Source organism: Tessaracoccus luoxuelianae, assembly GCF_055326245.1.
Genome location: NZ_JBUZNO010000008.1, coordinates 168830 through 184065, shown reverse-complemented (window position 1 = coordinate 184065; position 15236 = coordinate 168830). Strand labels below are relative to the sequence as shown.

The following is a 15236-nucleotide window of genomic DNA, read 5'->3' as shown; positions in this document are numbered from 1 at the left end:
GTGGTGACCGACCCCATGCGCATCGGCACCCACAACGTCAATGGAATCCGTGCCGCCCTCCGGCGCGGCTTCCGCCCCTACTGGGACGCCACCGCCGCGGACGTCATCGCGCTGCAGGAGGTGCGCTGCCGCGTCGAGGACCTCCCGTTCGAGGCCTTCCACGGCTATCACGTGACCCTGGACCCCGGCCAGCGGGCCGGCCGCAACGGGGTCGCGGTGCTCACCAGGACCCGGCCGGCGCGCGTGCGCAGCCTCGACGGCACCGCCACCCAGTTCGGGCCGGACCTCAGCCCGGAGCCGGTGCCGGCCGTGCGGATCATCAACCGCGACCTCGCCAACTTCGCCACCGAGGGCCGCTACCTCGAGGTCGACCTGGCGGATGCGCCCCTGCGGGTGGCCTCGCTCTACCTCCCCAAGGGGGCCGCGTGGCCCCACGAGGAGGGCACCGAGGAGAAGTACCTGCGCAAGATGCGCTTCATGCGGGGGTTCGCCCGGCTGCTGACCACCTCCCGGCGCGAGGCGGCGGCCGAGGGCCGCGAGTTCCTCGTGATGGGCGACTTCAACATCGCCCACACCCGGCAGGACCTGCGCAACTGGCGCACCAACCAGAGGTCCGAGGGCTTCCTCCCCGAGGAGCGCGACTGGTTCGGCTCCATCCTCAGCCCCCGCAGCCTCGTCGACGTGGTCCGCCGCGTCCACCCGGACGCGGAGGGCCCCTACAGCTGGTGGTCGTGGCGCGGCCAGGCCTGGGCCAACGACGCCGGGTGGCGGATCGACTACCACCTGGCCTCCCCCGGCCTGGCCCGCAGCGCGACGGCGGCCTGGGTGGGGCGCGAGGCCAGCTACGAGGAGCGGATCAGCGACCACTCCCCCGTCGTCGTCGACTACCGACTCCCGGAGCGGGCCTTCACACCGTGACGGTCTCCGCCTCGTCCATGGGCTGGCTCAGCTCGTGGGTGTGCATGATCCAGTAGCCGGCGGCGAACAGGATCAGCACCAGGGCCCACGCCCCGTTGCGCAGCCCGAAGGTCAACGCCCCGAAGCCGAGCAGCATCACCGTCATCACGATGGCCGCGCGCAGCATCTTCGACGAGGGGTGCGCCATCGGCAGCAGCACCGCCCCCCACAGCAGGTACCAGGAGTGCAGCGCGGGGGCGCACAGCGCGAACCACAGGAACGAGTAGGCGAGGAAGTGCAGCGGCCGGCGGCCGAGGTGCTGGTGGGCGAACACGGCGATTCCGATGAACGAGACCACTGCCCCGATGCCGCGCACGACGGTGACCACCGCGCGTCCGCTGGGGTCCCATCCGAGGGCGGTGGCCGGGTACTGCAGGGCGTGACCCAGCAGGGTGAACGGGGAGATGGTCTCGGCCATGCCGGGCACGTTGAGGGCGTTGATCCACCCGAAGCCCATCCCGGAGACCACGGAGATGAGTGCGAACACCGCCACCGCGAGGGCCAACGACGTCAAGGCCTTGGCTGCCGCCCACGCCACGTCGCGGGGCCGCCAGGAGGTCCACGGGGTGACCAGGAACGGGAGCGCGACGGCGGCCAGGAAGGCGGGCTGCTTGATGGCCGCGGCCGCGCCGACGATGAGCGCCCCGGCCCACCAGCGGCCATACCGCATGGACACCCAGATGCCGAGCAGCATCAACCCGACCATGAGGGCGTCGTTGTGGGCGCCACCGACGAAGTCGATGATCAGGATGGGGTTGAGGACCGCGAACCAGCTGGCGGCCGACGGGTCCACGCCCACCCGCCTGGCGATCCGGGGCACCAGGGCACCGATCAGCAGCACGCCGATCAGCGCGGGCACCCGCATCAGGACGGCCGAGAGGAAGGGATCGAATCCGGCCAGGATCACGATGCCGTGGCTCATCCACAGCGACAACGGGCCGTAGGGCGCCGTCGTCTCCCGCCACACCCATGCCACCTGGTCCGCGTAGTAGCCGGGAAGAATCCCCGGGCCCACCTGATAGGGGCTGAGGTTGTTGTGGATGAGCCAGCCGTGCGCAGCGTAGGAGTAGGCGTCGTGCGAGAAGATCGGGGGCCCGAACGCCAACGGGGCAGCCACGATGGCCAGCACCGCCCAATGCCGCAGCTGCGGATGCCCGGCCGCGCGCCGCCTGGCCGGCCGCAACCTGAACCATGCCTCCAGGAGCAGCGCGAGACCACCGAGGGTGGCGACGCTGCCGACGACCTTCGTGGTGTCCCCGTCGATGCCCAGGCCGCGCAGCACGTCCCACATCGGGGAGGCCTGCGGCAGGTACGCCGGGCTCAGCGAGCCGACCAGGATGCCGAGGCTGCCGAGAAAACCGAACCAGACGGCGCGCGTCGAGGCAGCCTGCTTCAGGTCCCGGGTCGCCGTCTCGAGGCCCCTAGCCAACGCCGTCCTGTCGGGGGGCGAGACGGTCGCGGTGGTGGAGGAGGTCCACCAGACGGTCCGCGGACGGCACGCGGGCGCCTCCCCACTCGAGGGCGTCGGTGGGGCACTGCTCGATGCACACGCCGCAGTACATGCACAGCGCCCAGTCGATGGTGAACGTGTCCAGCACGTTGTGGGTCCGGGGCCGGGCGCCGGGCGCCGGCACCGACTGCTCGAGGTGGGAGGTGAGCGTGATGCACCAGGTGGGGCATTCGCGGGCGCAGATCATGCAGGAGGTGCACCGGTCCTCGATCAGGGCGATGGAGCCGTGGGCGGTCATCGCGTCCTCCTGACCCGGGCCCCCGTCGCCGACAGCGCGATATCCGCGGCCGTGGCCTCCGGATCCGCCACGACGGCGGGGTCCGGGACGCCGGGGGGCACCAGCGCCCTTCGGCCGGGTGACTGCTCCGTCTCGCCCGGTTCCAGCGCGCCCGGCCAGTGCTGGGACTGCCGGGGGGCGAGCAGCACGTCCTTGCGCATCGGGGCGCCCCCGCCGTGATGGATCAGCGGCCGCTCGTCGGCCCCGTCGAAGCGCACGCCGAAGAAGTCATGGATCTGGCGCTGCAGCCAGGCGGCGCCGGGCAGGATGTCCGCGAGGTCCGGGAGGTGGGGGTCGTCGCGATCGGCCAGCACCGCCAGGCGCAGAGGGGCGCCGTCGTCGGGGTTCTCCAGCCAGAGCAGCACGCGGATGTGGTCCGAGTGGCCCACCTCGTCGACGGCGGTGAGGTTGGCCAGGAACGTGAACCCCTCGGACAGGGCCGCGGCCGCCCGGGAGTGCCAGTGTGGTGGCTCCACCATCTCCACCGCCCCAGCTCCCCGACGGGGCTCGTCAGGCCTGGGCGACGTCACGACGGATCCCCTCCAGGTATGACGTGAGTGCCTCCGGCGGGGGCGGGCAGCCGGCGATGAAGTGGTCCACCCGCACGAGCGACTCGGCTCCCGCGAGCACCGAGTACGAGTCCCAGTACGGCCCGCCGACGCAGGCGCACGCGCCGAAGGCAACGACGGTCTTCTCCGCGGGGAGCCGCTCCAGGGTGTCCATGATGGCCGGGACGACGGGGGCGGTGAGGGTGCCCGACAGCGTCACCACGAGCTTGGCGCCCGGAGGGATCGATGAGGCGTCCACCACGGCGCGGTCCCCCGCGGCGGCCTGGGTTTCGAGCGCGCAACACGCCAACGGGACGTCCACGACGAACACCGAAGCGTCGTCGAACCAGTCCCGGGCAGCCAGCATGAGGGAAGTCTAGTGGCGGCAGTTCACTCTCAGCGCAACGAGGGAGGCGGGCTCAGGAGGCGGTAACCCTACAATGGGCCAGGTCATCATCACAGATCTTTGAGGTAGATAGCACGTGGCTGAGCAGCTCCCCCTAGACCGGGTTGTCATTCGATTCGCCGGTGATTCCGGCGACGGCATGCAACTGACCGGCGACAGGTTCACCGCGGAGACGGCGAGCTTCGGCAACGACATCGCCACGCTCCCCAACTTCCCCGCCGAGATCCGGGCACCACAGGGCACGCTGCCCGGGGTCTCCAGCTTCCAGCTGCACTTCGCCAACTTCGACATCGTCACCCCGGGCGACGTGCCGGACGTGCTGGTGGCGATGAACCCGGCGGCGCTCAAGGCCAACCTGCGCGACCTTCCGCGCGGCGGGGTCATCATCGTCGACACCGCAGACTTCACCAAGCGCAACCTGGCCAAGATCGGGTGGGCCAGCAACCCGCTGGAGGACGGCACGCTCGCCAACTACTCCGTGCACGCCCTGGACCTCACCGGGCTCGCCACCGGCGCCGTCGCCGAGTTCGATCTGAGCCGCAAGGACGCCTCCCGCACCAAGAACATGTTCGCGCTCGGGTTGCTGAGCTGGCTGTACTCGCGGCCCACCGAGGGCACGGTGAAGTTCCTGTCGCAGAAGTTCGCGAAGAAGCCGCTCATCCGCGACTCCAACATCGCGGCCTTCAACGCCGGCTACGCCTTCGGCGAGACCACCGAGGTGTTCGAGGTGCGCTACCAGGTGGCCCGTGCGCCGATGGCGAAGGGCCGCTACCGCCAGATCTCGGGAAACCTCGCCACCGCCTACGGCCTGATCACCGGCGCCCACAAGGCGGGCCTTCAGCTCTTCCTCGGCTCCTACCCCATCACCCCGGCCTCGGACATCCTGCACGAGCTGTCCCGCCGCAAGGACCTGGGCGTCATGACATTCCAGGCTGAGGACGAGATCGCCGGCATCGGCGCGGCCATCGGGGCCTCGTTCGCGGGCGCGCTCGGCATCACCACGACGTCGGGCCCAGGCATGGCGCTCAAGGGCGAGGCGATCGGCCTGGCCGTGATGACCGAGCTGCCGCTGGTGATCGTCAATGTGCAGCGCTCCGGGCCGTCCACGGGCATGCCCACGAAGACCGAACAGGCAGACCTGATGCAGGCGCTCTACGGACGCAACGGCGAGGCGCCGGTTCCGGTGATCGCCGCGAAGTCGTCCACGGACTGCTTCGAGACCGCCATCGAGGCCTGCCGGATCGCGGTGAAATACCGCACGCCCGTGATCATGCTGTCCGACGGCTATCTCGCCAACGGCGCGGAGCCGTGGCGGATCCCGGACCTCGACGCGATTCCACCCATCGAGCCGGGCTTCGCCGTCGGCACCAACGGCACCGACGCCGCGGGCAAGGACGTGTTCCTCCCCTATGAGCGCGATCCCGAGACGCTCGCCCGTGCCTGGGCCGTCCCCGGCACGCCCGGCCTCGAGCACCGCATCGGCGGCATCGAGAAGGCGGCCCGGACCGGCAACGTGTCCTACGACCCGGACAACCACGAGCTCATGACCCACACGAGGCAGGCGAAGATCGACGGGATCGTCGCCGACATCCCCGACGTGGTCGTCGACGACCCCAGCGAGAAGGCGCGCGTGCTCGTCCTGGGTTGGGGATCCACCTACGGCCCCATCACGGCCTCTGCTCGCCGCGTCCGGCTGAGCGGCCGCGACGTGGCCCTCGCGCACCTGCGCCACCTCAACCCCATGCCCGCCAACCTCGGCGAGGTGCTGCGCGCCTACGACAAGGTGGTGGTGCCTGAGATGAACCTCGGCCAGCTCGCCGGCGTACTGCAGTCCCGCTACCTCGTCGAGATCTCCAGCTACTCCCGCGTCCGGGGGCTGCCGATCTCGCTGAGCGAGCTCGAAGTGGACCTGATCGCTGAAATCGACGCCCTCCAGGAGGAGAACTGATGTCCACCGGCCTCGTCGGAGTCCCGCTCAGCCTTGAGCCTCAGAGCAAGAAGGACTACACCAGCGACCAGGAGGTGCGCTGGTGCCCCGGGTGCGGCGACTACGCCGTCCTGTCCACCTTCCAGTCGATGATGGCTACCTTCGGCATCAAGCGGGAGAACACCGTCATCGTCTCCGGCATCGGTTGCTCGTCGCGGTTCCCGTACTACGTGGACACCTACGGCATGCACTCCATCCACGGACGGGCGCCGGCCATCGCCACGGGTGTCGCGGTGACACGGCCGGACCTCAACGTCTGGGTGGTCACCGGCGACGGCGACGCACTGTCCATCGGCGGCAACCACCTGGTGCACGCCCTGCGGCGCAACGTCAACATCACCATCATGCTGTTCAACAACCGCATCTACGGGCTGACCAAGGGCCAGTACTCGCCCACCTCGGAGCTGGGCAAGGTGACGAAGTCCACCCCGTACGGCTCGCTCGACACCCCGTTCAACCCTTTGTCGCTCGCGCTGGGAGCCGAGGCGTCCTTCGTGGCCCGCACCATCGACTCCGATCGCAAGCACCTCACCGAGGTGCTCACGGCAGCCACGCAGCACAGGGGGTCCTCGCTGGTGGAGATCTACCAGAACTGCCCCATCTTCAACGACGACGCCTTCGCCACCCTCAAGGGCCCCGAGGGTGCGCTGATCTCCCTCAGGCACGGCGAGCCCATCATCTTCGCCGGTGGTCAGCAGTGCGTGATCCGGGACGCCGACGGCGACCTTAAGATCGTTGAGACCGCCACCGCGGACCCTGCCAGCATCGTCGTGCACGACGAGACCCGGGCGGACCCGTCGCAGGCGTTCGCGCTGTCGCGGCTCACCGAGACGGGCGTGCTCAAGCAGGCACCCATCGGGATCTTCCGCCGGGTGCCCAGGCCCAGCTACGACGACCTGCTCCGCGAGCAGATCGCGGCCGTCCGCGCGGAGGACACCGCCTCGGCGCTCGCCTCGGTGATCGCGGGTACCGACACGTGGGAGGCCGACGAGCTGTAGGCGCCGGGCGCGGGTGGTTTCCCCGCGTCGCTAGGCTGGCGGGCATGACTGCCGCCATCGCCTTCGAGCACTTCGACCCTGCCGTCCGCCCCCAGACAGACCTCTTCCGCCACGTCAACGGCACCTGGCTGCGCACGGCACCCATCGCGCCGGACCGGTCCTCGGCCGGCGGATTCGTGGACCTGGTCGAGCAGGCGGAGAAGGACGTGCTGACGCTCGTCAGCGAGCTCCCCCAGGGCGACGTGGCCACGGACGAGGGGAAGGTCGCGGCGCTCTACGCGGCGTTCATGGACGTCGAACGCGTCGAATCATTGGGTGCCGCCCCGCTGGCCCCCGTGTTCGCGTCTATCGACGCCATCGACACGCCCGCCGCCATGGCCAGGCACCTCGGATGGTCGCTGCGCCACGGGCTGAGCCCGCTCGTCCACCTCTACGAGGAATCGGACCCCGGCGACCCCACCCGCTACGCCGTCTTCACCTCCCAGGGCGGCCTCGGCCTGCCGGACGAGGCCTACTACCGCCAGGACGAGCACGCCGAGATCCGCGAACAGTACCTGGCGCATGTGACCCGGGTGCTCACTCTCGCCGGATTCGACGACGCCGCCACCCAGGCACGAACGGTGCTGGACCTGGAGACCGCGATCGCCGCCCACCACTGGGACCGCGTGCGGTGCCGCGACCTTCGGGCCATGTACAACCCCACCGCCTACGACGACATGGTCGCGGCCTCCCCCGGGTTCGACTGGGCGGCCTTCATCGACGGCGCCGGCATCCCCGCCGGGACGCTCGCCGAGGTGATCCTCGCCCAGCCGTCGTTCCTCGAGGGGGTCGCTCCCCTCCTTTCCTCGACGCCGCTGGACGCCTGGCGCAGCTGGGCGCGATGGAAGGCCGTCTCCGGCCTCTCCCCCTACCTGTCATCGGACTTCGTCGAGGCCCGGTTCGACTTCTACGAGCGCACCCTCAACGGCAACGAGGAGCAGCGCCCGCGGTGGAAGCGCGGCATAGCCTTCGTCGAGGGCGTCGTCGGGGAGGCCGTCGGCCGAGCCTACGTGGAACGGCACTTCCGGCCTGAGGCCAAGCAGGCGATGGACGTGCTGGTGGGCAATCTGATGGCGGCCTACCGCGGGTCCATCGAGCGTCTGGCCTGGATGACCGACGAGACGCGCACCGAGGCGTTGCGCAAGCTGGAGCAGTTCACCCCGAAGGTGGGCTACCCGGCAAAGTGGCGCGACTACTCGGACCTGGTCGTCACCCCGGGCGATCTGGTTGCCTCGGTGATGGCCGCCAACTCCTTTGAGCTGGACTACGCGCTGGGCCGGATCGGCGGACCGATCGACCTCGACGAGTGGCAGATGTTCCCGCAGACCGTCAACGCCTACTACCACCCGTTGCGCAACGAGATCGTGTTCCCGGCCGCCATCCTGCAACCGCCGTTCTTCAACGCCGACGCCGACGAGGCCGTCAACTACGGCGCCATCGGCGCGGTGATCGGGCACGAGATCGGGCACGGCTTCGACGACAAGGGATCCACGTGCGACGGTGATGGCCGACTCCGCGACTGGTGGCAGCCGGCGGACCGTGAGGCGTTCGAGGCGCTGGCGAAGCGGCTCACCGAGCAGTACGACGGCCTCGTGCCGGACGGCGTGGACAGCGGATCGGTCAACGGGGAGCTCACCGTGGGTGAGAACATCGGCGACCTCGGCGGGCTCGGGATCGCCTACAAGGCGTGGCTGCTGGCCGGTGGGGATCCCGACGGCGAACCGATCGACGGGCTCACCCCCGCTCAGCGGTTCTTCGTCGGCTGGGCGCAGGCCTGGCGGGGCAAGCGTCGCCCCGAGGCGATGAAGGTGCTGCTCGCCACCGACCCCCACTCCCCCAGCGAGTTCCGCTGCAACCAGATCGTGCGCAATCTCGATCCGTTCTACGACGCGTTCGGCGTCACGCCTGACGATGAACTCTGGCTCGCGGAGGAGGACCGGGTCACCATCTGGTGAGCGGTCGCCCCGCCGCCCTTTTGCCCGTCTGCTTGATGGGCGTGTGTCAGGAAGCCGATGCCAGGGCGGCCCGCTGTGGGCGGTCTCCGTTGTTGTCACCTGATCGGCGGTGGCCGGGCTGGGGAGGGCCGCCCTGGCATCGGCTTCCTGACGCACGCCTCGTCCTCCTGTGGCGTGGGCAGGTCCGGGCGATGCTCGGCACGGCGGCCCTGGGTTGGGTCCGCGCAGGCGGGACGCCAGTTCGGTGATCCTCGGGTTGGGCAGCCCTGCGCAGTGCCGCCCACCGACCCCCACCCTCGTGGCCTGCGAGCCTTCGCCTGATGACCCTCTCACCACGCCGGGTGGGGAGCCGCGCTCGGAAGGCGAGAGCATCTGCTGAGGGGAAGCGGCCAGGCAGAGACAGGCATCGATAGCGAGAGCGGCTCCTGAGGGGGACCGGTCGCGGTGGGTCGGGCGTTGGGCAAGGCACGCCGCGTTTGGGCGTGCCGAGGGCGCCCATGGGCAAGGCCGGTCCCCCTCAGGAGACGCGGAACCCGGCCATGCCACGGATCCGAACGATGCCTGGCTAGTGCCACTTACGCAGTGCGGTCCACCAGGTCGGTGCAGACCTTCAGTAACGCATCCTTGGCGTCGCCGTCGGGCAGCGGGGCGAGGTGGGCGCGCGCGCGGTCGGCGCGACGCTCCACCTCAGCCTTCGCCCGGTCCATGACGGGGTGGGCCCGGAGCCGTGCCAGCACGTCTGCCAGGACCGCGTCGCTGGTGAGATCCCCGTCGACCATCGCCAGGATGTCGTCGTCCGCGGGGTCCTTGGACGCACGGAGCATGAGCACCGGCAGGGTGGGCACCCCCTCGCGGAGGTCCGTGCCCGGGGTCTTGCCCGTGGTGGTGGAGCTGATGTCGATGAGGTCGTCGGAGAGCTGGAAGACCAGGCCCACCTCCTCGCCGAAGGCCGCCAGCGCGTCGATCACCTCGCGGCTGGCCCCCGCGACCATGCCGCCGAAGATCGCCGACGCCGCGATCAGTGAGCCGGTCTTGTCCGCGATCACCCGGATGTAGTGCGCCAGCGGGTCCTCCCCCTCGCCGGGGCCCCTGGTCTCCGCGATCTGCCCCTGCACGAGTCGCGAGAACGTCTCGGCCTGCAGGCGCACGTAGTCGACGCCAAGCTCCGCGACCGTCGTCGAGGCGCGCGCGAACAGGAAGTCACCCACCAGGATCGCCACCGAATTGCCCCAGAGGCGGTTCGCCGACGGCGCGCCGCGGCGCAGGTCCGCGACGTCCATGACGTCGTCGTGGTAGAGGCTGGCGACGTGCGTGAGCTCCATCACCATCGCGGCGCGCATCAGGTTGTCGGTGTCCACGGGGCCGCCGAACTGCGCGGCGAGGAACACCAGGAGCGGCCGGAACCGCTTCCCGCCGGCGGCGATGATGTGGCGCGACGCCTCCGTCACGAACGGGGAGCCGGCCACTGCCGTGTCCACCAACCGCTCCTCGAACTCGTCGAGAAGGGCGGTCAGGTGCTCATCGAGCGGGGCGTCCGCCACGGGGTCTCCTAGTCAGGGTTATCGAATGAACTGGGCCGCGTTCGCGATGAGCGTCAGGACGCCACCGGGAATGAGGCCGAGCACAAGGGTAACCACTCCGGCGACAACAAGCACAGACCAGGTCCACAGCGACGGCGTCTCCACGGTGCCGACGGTGGCCTCATCCTCGTCCTGGAACCACATGGCCACCACGACCTTGAGGTAGAAGAACGCCGCGACCACGCTCATCACCACGGCGACGAGAACCAGCCAGCCGTAGCCGCCCGCCCACGCCGCGGCGAACACCGCGAGCTTGCCGATGAAGCCCGCGGTGAGCGGGATGCCGGCGAAACTGAGCAGGAACAGGGTCATGAGGGCCGCGATGACCGGGTTCCGGCGCCCGAGGCCCTTCCACGCGTCGAGGTTGTTGGCCTCGCCGCCGGAGCGCCGCACCATGGTGACGATGGCGAAGGCGCCGAGCGTGGCCACGCCGTAGGTCATCAGGTAGAACCCGATGGCACCGACGCTGGAGATGCTGACCTCGTCGCCCGCCTGCACCGCGCCCACGACGCCCACGAGGATGAATCCACCGTGCGCGATCGACGAGTAGGCCAGGAGCCGCTTGATGTCGTTCTGGGCCAGCGCGACGGTGGAGCCGAGCAGCATGGTGAGGATGGCCACCACTGCGAAGAGCAGCTGCCAGTCCCAGCGCAGGCCGCCGAGCGCCACGTAGAACACGCGCAGCAGGCCCGCCACGGCGGCCGTCTTGGTGGCCACGGCCATGAAGGCGGTCACGGGCGACGGGGCACCCATGTACACGTCGGGGGTCCAGGCGTGGAACGGGACGGCACCGATCTTGAACAGGAGCCCGACCGCGGTCAGCAGCATGCCGGTGAGCAGCAGCGCGTTGCTGCCGGTGCCGGCGGCGATGGCCGCGTCGATGTCCGCCAGCTGGAAGGCGCCCGCGTAGCCATACAGCATCGCGATGCCGTAGAGCATGATGGCGGAGGCCAGTGAGCCGAGCAGGAAGTACTTGAGCGCGGCCTCCTGGCTGAGGAGGCGACGCCGCCGGGCCATGCCGGTGAGCAGGTAGAGCGGCAGCGAGAAGATCTCCACGGCCACGAAGAGCGTCAGCAGGTCGTTGGCGGAGGCGAAGATCATCATGCCGAACAGCGAGAACAGCAGCAGGGGGAAGACCTCGGTGTGTTCGCGGCGGAGCCTGTCCGCCTCCCGCTCCAGCGGCGATCCGGGGACCGTGGCGGCCGACGAGGCGAAGGCCGACTGGCCGGTGCCGAGGCCGCGCTCCGCGAACAGGGCCACGCCACCGAGCCCGAAGACCAGAAGGAGGCTCCAGAAGAAGAAGGCCGGGTGGTCGATGGCGAGGACGCCCATGGCCGCGATCTGCGGGGTGGCCTCGATCCAGTTGAGGATGGTCAGGCCCAGCGCCGCGACCACCGCAAGGCCGGCGAGGGCGGATTGGATGACGTAGCGCAGCTCACGCGGTGCCAGGGCCTCCACGAGCACGCCGAGGCAGGCGGCGGCCAGGATCACGAGCAACGGCGACAGCAGCATCCACTCCAGGGTGGGAGCGGCGATCTCCAGGAGGTTGATCATCGGTTGCCTTCCTTGACCTGCGGGGCGGGATCCTCGACGCCGACGACGGCCATGATCTGGGCGGCCGTGTCGTCAGCCATCGCCAACACCGGCTTCGGGACGAACCCGAAGACGATGAGCAGGATGAGGAGCGGAGCCACGACGGCCTTTTCGCGTGCGCTGAGGTCGTGTGTGACGTGGGTGGCGACCTGGTCCGTGACCGGGCCGGTCATGGTGGTCTTGTACATGCGCAGCACGTAGACCGCGGCCAGCACCATGCCCAACGTGATGACCGCGGTGTGCACCGGGTACACCTGCCAGGCGCCCGCCATGACGAGGAATTCAGAGACGAAGCTGCCCATGCCCGGCAGTGCCAGCGCGGACAGGCCAGACATCAGGAGGACGCCGGCCAGGACCGGGGCCACCTTCTGGACGCCGCCGAAGGCGTCGATGTGCTGCGAGCCGCGGCGCCGGATCATGAACCCGACGACGAGGAACATCGCGGCCGTGGACAGCCCGTGGTTGAGCATGTAGAAGATCGAGCCGCTGATCGACGGGGTGGTCAGGGCGAAGATGCCGAAGACCATGAACCCGAAGTGACTGATCGAGGTGTAGGAGACCAGGCGGAGGAGGTCCGTGGCCCCGAAGGCCATGAACGCCCCGTAGAGGACGGACACGATCGCCCAGACAAGGATCACGGGGGTGGCCCACTGGGTGGCCTCGGGGAACGCCACGAGGCAGATCTTCAGCATCCCGAAGGTGCCGATCTTGTCCAGGACGCCCACCAGCAGGGTTGAGGTGCCGGGGGTGGACTGCTCGGCAGCATCCGGCAGCCAGGTGTGCAGGCCGGCCAACGGGGCCTTCACCGCGAAGGCGAAGAAGAACCCGAGGAACAGCCAGCGCCCCATCTCGGTGCTCATCTCGACACCGACCAGGTCCCCGATGAGGAAGCTGGGGCTGCCCGTGGCGGCGGTCACGGCGTACACGCCGGCCACGGCCACCAGCATCACCAGGCCGCCGGCCAGGGAGTAGAGCAGGAACTTCATCGCCGCGGCCGCCCGCCTGGGGCCGCCGAATCCGCCGATGAGGAAGTAGGTGGGGATGAGGGTGGCCTCGAAGGCCACGTAGAACACCAGGATGTCGGAGGCCATGAAGACGAACAGCGCGAACGACTGCAGCATCAGCGCCAGGGCGAAGAAGGTCTCGGCGCCCCAGCGGGCCTCGGGTGCCTCGCCGACGCGCCACTCCGCGAGCAGCACCACCGGCACCAGGATGACGGTCATCAGGACGAGGATGGCGCCCATGCCGTCGAGGTCCAGGGCGTAGTGCGCCCCGATCTGCGGGATCCAGGCGACCTCCTCGGCCAGCGGCACGCCGCGGGCCTGCAGCACGACGGCGAGCACCCCCAGGATGGCGGTGGTGAGCGCGAAGCCGTAGCCGATCAGCCTGCCGGCCTGGCCCTTCACGACGAACAGCACAAGCGAGCCGACGAGCGGCACCAGGGCAAGGATGGACAGTAGTGGCAATGGCATATCTTCAGGTTCTCCTTAGCCCAGCTGCCCGAGGATGACGACGCCCGCGAGGACGAGGACGCCGACACCGAGGATGAGGCCGTAGCTGCGCACGTAGCCGTTCTGGCTCCTCCGCAGCCAGGCACCCAGGCCGGTGGCGAGGCTAGCGCTGCCCATCGCCACACCGTCGACGGTGCCGCGATCGAACCACGCGAGGCCGGAGGCCAGGCCCTTGGCGGGGCGGACGATGGCGTGCTCGTTGAAGGCATCGCCGTACAGGTCGTTGCGGCCCGCGAGCACCAGGGGGTTGGCGGTGGCGGGTGCGTCGACGGGGATGTCGTGGCGGTGGAGGAACCACCCGATGGCGACACCGACGGCCACCACGGCCATCGTCAGCAGGCCCACCGGGGTGAAGGTGAACAGGCCGGTCTCATGGGGATGCTGTCCGGTGGACTCCTCGAGCCAGCCCTGGATCCAGCCGTTCAGGAACAAGCCCGAGACGATAGACAGGACGCCGAGCACGATCAGGGGCACGGTCATCACGGCGGGCGACTCGTGCGGATGCACGTCCTTCTCCCAGCGCTTGGCGCCGAAGAACGTCATCATCATGAGCCTCGTCATGTAGTAGGCCGTCACCCCTGCGCCGAGCAGCGCAAGGACCCCGATGACCGTGTTCTCGTGGAACGCGGCCTCGATGATGTGGTCCTTGGAGTAGAAGCCCGAGGTGAACGGGAAGCCGATGATGGCGAGGTAGCCCATGGCGAACGTGTAGAAGGTGATCCGCATGCTCTTGGCCAGGGCACCGTAGTGGCGCATGTTCACGTCGTCGTTCATGCCGTGCATGACGGAGCCGGCGCCGAGGAACATGTTGGCCTTGAAGAATCCGTGGGTCAGCAGGTGGAAGATGGCGAAGGACGCGCCTGCAGGGCCGAGGCCCGCGGCGAGCATCATGTACCCGATCTGGGACATGGTGGAGCCGGCGAGGACCTTCTTGATGTCGTCCTTCGAGGAGCCGATCCAGGCGCCTGCCAGCAGAGTCACGGTGCCCACGATGGCGACGGCCGTGGTGGCCACCTCCGTCTGCGCGTAGATCGCGTTGGAGCGGACCACCAGGTAGACGCCCGCGGTCACCATGGTGGCGGCGTGGATGAGGGCCGACACCGGGGTGGGGCCCTCCATCGCGTCGAGCAGCCAGGACTGCAACGGGACCTGCGCGGACTTACCGGCGGCGCCCAGCAGCAGCAACAGGCCGATGAGCGTAGCCCACACCGGATCCAGCGACTCGGCCCCCGCGTTGACGTCGGCGAAGTTCACGCTGCCGAACATGGCCAGCATGGTGAAGATCGCCATGCTGAGGCCCAGGTCGCCGACGCGGTTGACGATGAACGCCTTGTTGCCGGCGGCCGCGGCCGAGGGCTTGTGCGCCCAGAAGGAGATCAGCAGGAACGATGCCAAACCGACGCCCTCCCAGCCGAGGAACAGCACCAGGTAGTTGTTCGCCAGCACCAGCGTGAGCATGGCGGCGATGAACAGGTTGAGGTAGGCGAAGAACCGACGGCGACGGTCGTCGTGGGCCATGTAGCCGATCGAGTAGACGTGGATCAGCGACCCGACGCCGGTGATGAGGAGCACGAACAGGATGGACAACGGATCGACCAGCAGGCCGAACTCGATGGACCACGCACCGGTGGCGATCCATTCGTAGACGCTGACGTCGAGGTGTCGCGCGTCCGCGGGGCTGGTCAGGAGCTGAACGAACAGCACGAGGCCCAGGGCGAAGGAGACGATGGGAGCGAGGGTGGCCAGCAGGTGGCCCCAGGAGTCGCTCATCCTGCCGGCCAGCAGCAGGAACGCCGCGGTGGCCAGTGGGATCGCGATCAGCAGCCAGGCCATGGCACCTGATGCGGACAGGGCGGAAACGGATTCGAGGAGTTG

General features: G+C 69.4%; 12 protein-coding genes. 4 read left to right on the top strand and 8 right to left on the bottom strand.

Annotated elements, in window-relative coordinates:
- Window positions 1-15 precede the first annotated feature (15 nt).
- Window positions 16-918 (top strand): exodeoxyribonuclease III, encoded by a 903-nt coding sequence (locus ACZK39_RS13220; RefSeq protein ID WP_463613577.1) that lies wholly within the window; start codon window positions 16-18, stop codon window positions 916-918.
- Here the strand turns inward: ACZK39_RS13220 and mptB are convergent.
- Genes mptB through ACZK39_RS13200 form a run of 4 tightly spaced genes read right to left on the bottom strand, consistent with a single transcriptional unit; the run spans window position 908 to window position 3659 of the window.
- Entirely contained in the window at window positions 908-2386 is a 1479-nt protein-coding gene (mptB, locus tag ACZK39_RS13215) for a polyprenol phosphomannose-dependent alpha 1,6 mannosyltransferase MptB (protein ID WP_463613568.1), read from the bottom strand. The two genes, ACZK39_RS13220 and mptB, sit on opposite strands and share 11 nt — an antisense overlap.
- On the bottom strand, window positions 2379-2705 hold the full coding sequence (locus tag ACZK39_RS13210) for an NADH-quinone oxidoreductase subunit I (protein ID WP_459056355.1): 327 nt from the start codon (window positions 2703-2705) through the stop codon (window positions 2379-2381). Before ACZK39_RS13210 ends, mptB begins: the two co-directional genes overlap by 8 nt.
- Window positions 2702-3223, bottom strand: a complete 522-nt coding sequence (locus tag ACZK39_RS13205; protein WP_463613567.1) for an NADH-quinone oxidoreductase subunit C — start codon at window positions 3221-3223, stop codon at window positions 2702-2704. Before ACZK39_RS13205 ends, ACZK39_RS13210 begins: the two co-directional genes overlap by 4 nt.
- A gap of 31 nt (window positions 3224-3254) precedes the next feature.
- On the bottom strand, window positions 3255-3659 hold the full coding sequence (locus ACZK39_RS13200; protein WP_463613566.1) for an NADH-quinone oxidoreductase subunit B: 405 nt from the start codon (window positions 3657-3659) through the stop codon (window positions 3255-3257).
- A gap of 115 nt (window positions 3660-3774) precedes the next feature.
- On the opposite strand from ACZK39_RS13200, the gene ACZK39_RS13195 reads away from it, so the two are divergent.
- Genes ACZK39_RS13195 through ACZK39_RS13185 form a run of 3 tightly spaced genes read left to right on the top strand, consistent with a single transcriptional unit; the run spans window position 3775 to window position 8677 of the window.
- Window positions 3775-5646, top strand: coding sequence for a 2-oxoacid:acceptor oxidoreductase subunit alpha (locus ACZK39_RS13195; RefSeq protein WP_463613565.1), 1872 nt, complete (start codon window positions 3775-3777; stop codon window positions 5644-5646).
- Window positions 5646-6683, top strand: a complete 1038-nt coding sequence (locus ACZK39_RS13190) for a 2-oxoacid:ferredoxin oxidoreductase subunit beta (protein ID WP_463613564.1) — start codon at window positions 5646-5648, stop codon at window positions 6681-6683. The genes ACZK39_RS13195 and ACZK39_RS13190 overlap by 1 nt, the downstream gene beginning before the upstream one ends.
- 44 nt (window positions 6684-6727) lie before the next feature.
- Complete coding sequence (locus ACZK39_RS13185; RefSeq protein WP_463613563.1) at window positions 6728-8677, top strand: M13 family metallopeptidase; 1950 nt, start codon at window positions 6728-6730, stop codon at window positions 8675-8677.
- Between the two features lie 575 nt (window positions 8678-9252).
- Here the strand turns inward: ACZK39_RS13185 and ACZK39_RS13180 are convergent.
- The 4 genes from ACZK39_RS13180 to nuoL are packed head-to-tail and all read right to left on the bottom strand — an operon-like array spanning window position 9253 to window position 15194.
- Window positions 9253-10218, bottom strand: a complete 966-nt coding sequence (locus ACZK39_RS13180; RefSeq protein WP_463613562.1) for a polyprenyl synthetase family protein — start codon at window positions 10216-10218, stop codon at window positions 9253-9255.
- 18 nt (window positions 10219-10236) lie between these two features.
- Entirely contained in the window at window positions 10237-11811 is a 1575-nt protein-coding gene (gene nuoN / locus ACZK39_RS13175; RefSeq protein ID WP_463613561.1) for an NADH-quinone oxidoreductase subunit NuoN, read from the bottom strand.
- Entirely contained in the window at window positions 11808-13322 is a 1515-nt protein-coding gene (locus ACZK39_RS13170; RefSeq protein WP_459056347.1) for an NADH-quinone oxidoreductase subunit M, read from the bottom strand. The genes nuoN and ACZK39_RS13170 overlap by 4 nt, the downstream gene beginning before the upstream one ends.
- 15 nt (window positions 13323-13337) lie before the next feature.
- Window positions 13338-15194 carry an NADH-quinone oxidoreductase subunit L gene (gene nuoL / locus ACZK39_RS13165; protein WP_459056549.1) on the bottom strand — a complete coding sequence of 619 codons (1857 nt, stop codon included), beginning with the start codon at window positions 15192-15194 and terminating at the stop codon, window positions 13338-13340.
- Window positions 15195-15236 lie beyond the last annotated feature (42 nt).

Bases quoted from the DNA above. Each gene is read 5' to 3' on its own strand.
- ACZK39_RS13220 (WP_463613577.1), top strand. From the start codon at position 16: ATGCGCATCGGCACCCACAACGTCAATGGAATCCGTGCCGCCCTCCGG.
- ACZK39_RS13210 (WP_459056355.1), bottom strand. From the start codon at position 2,705: ATGACCGCCCACGGCTCCATCGCCCTGATCGAGGACCGGTGCACCTCC.
- ACZK39_RS13205 (WP_463613567.1), bottom strand. From the start codon at position 3,223: ATGGTGGAGCCACCACACTGGCACTCCCGGGCGGCCGCGGCCCTGTCC.
- ACZK39_RS13200 (WP_463613566.1), bottom strand. From the start codon at position 3,659: ATGCTGGCTGCCCGGGACTGGTTCGACGACGCTTCGGTGTTCGTCGTG.
- ACZK39_RS13190 (WP_463613564.1), top strand. From the start codon at position 5,646: ATGTCCACCGGCCTCGTCGGAGTCCCGCTCAGCCTTGAGCCTCAGAGC.
- ACZK39_RS13185 (WP_463613563.1), top strand. From the start codon at position 6,728: ATGACTGCCGCCATCGCCTTCGAGCACTTCGACCCTGCCGTCCGCCCC.
- nuoN (WP_463613561.1), bottom strand. From the start codon at position 11,811: ATGATCAACCTCCTGGAGATCGCCGCTCCCACCCTGGAGTGGATGCTG.
- ACZK39_RS13170 (WP_459056347.1), bottom strand. From the start codon at position 13,322: ATGCCATTGCCACTACTGTCCATCCTTGCCCTGGTGCCGCTCGTCGGC.
- nuoL (WP_459056549.1), bottom strand. From the start codon at position 15,194: ATGGCCTGGCTGCTGATCGCGATCCCACTGGCCACCGCGGCGTTCCTG.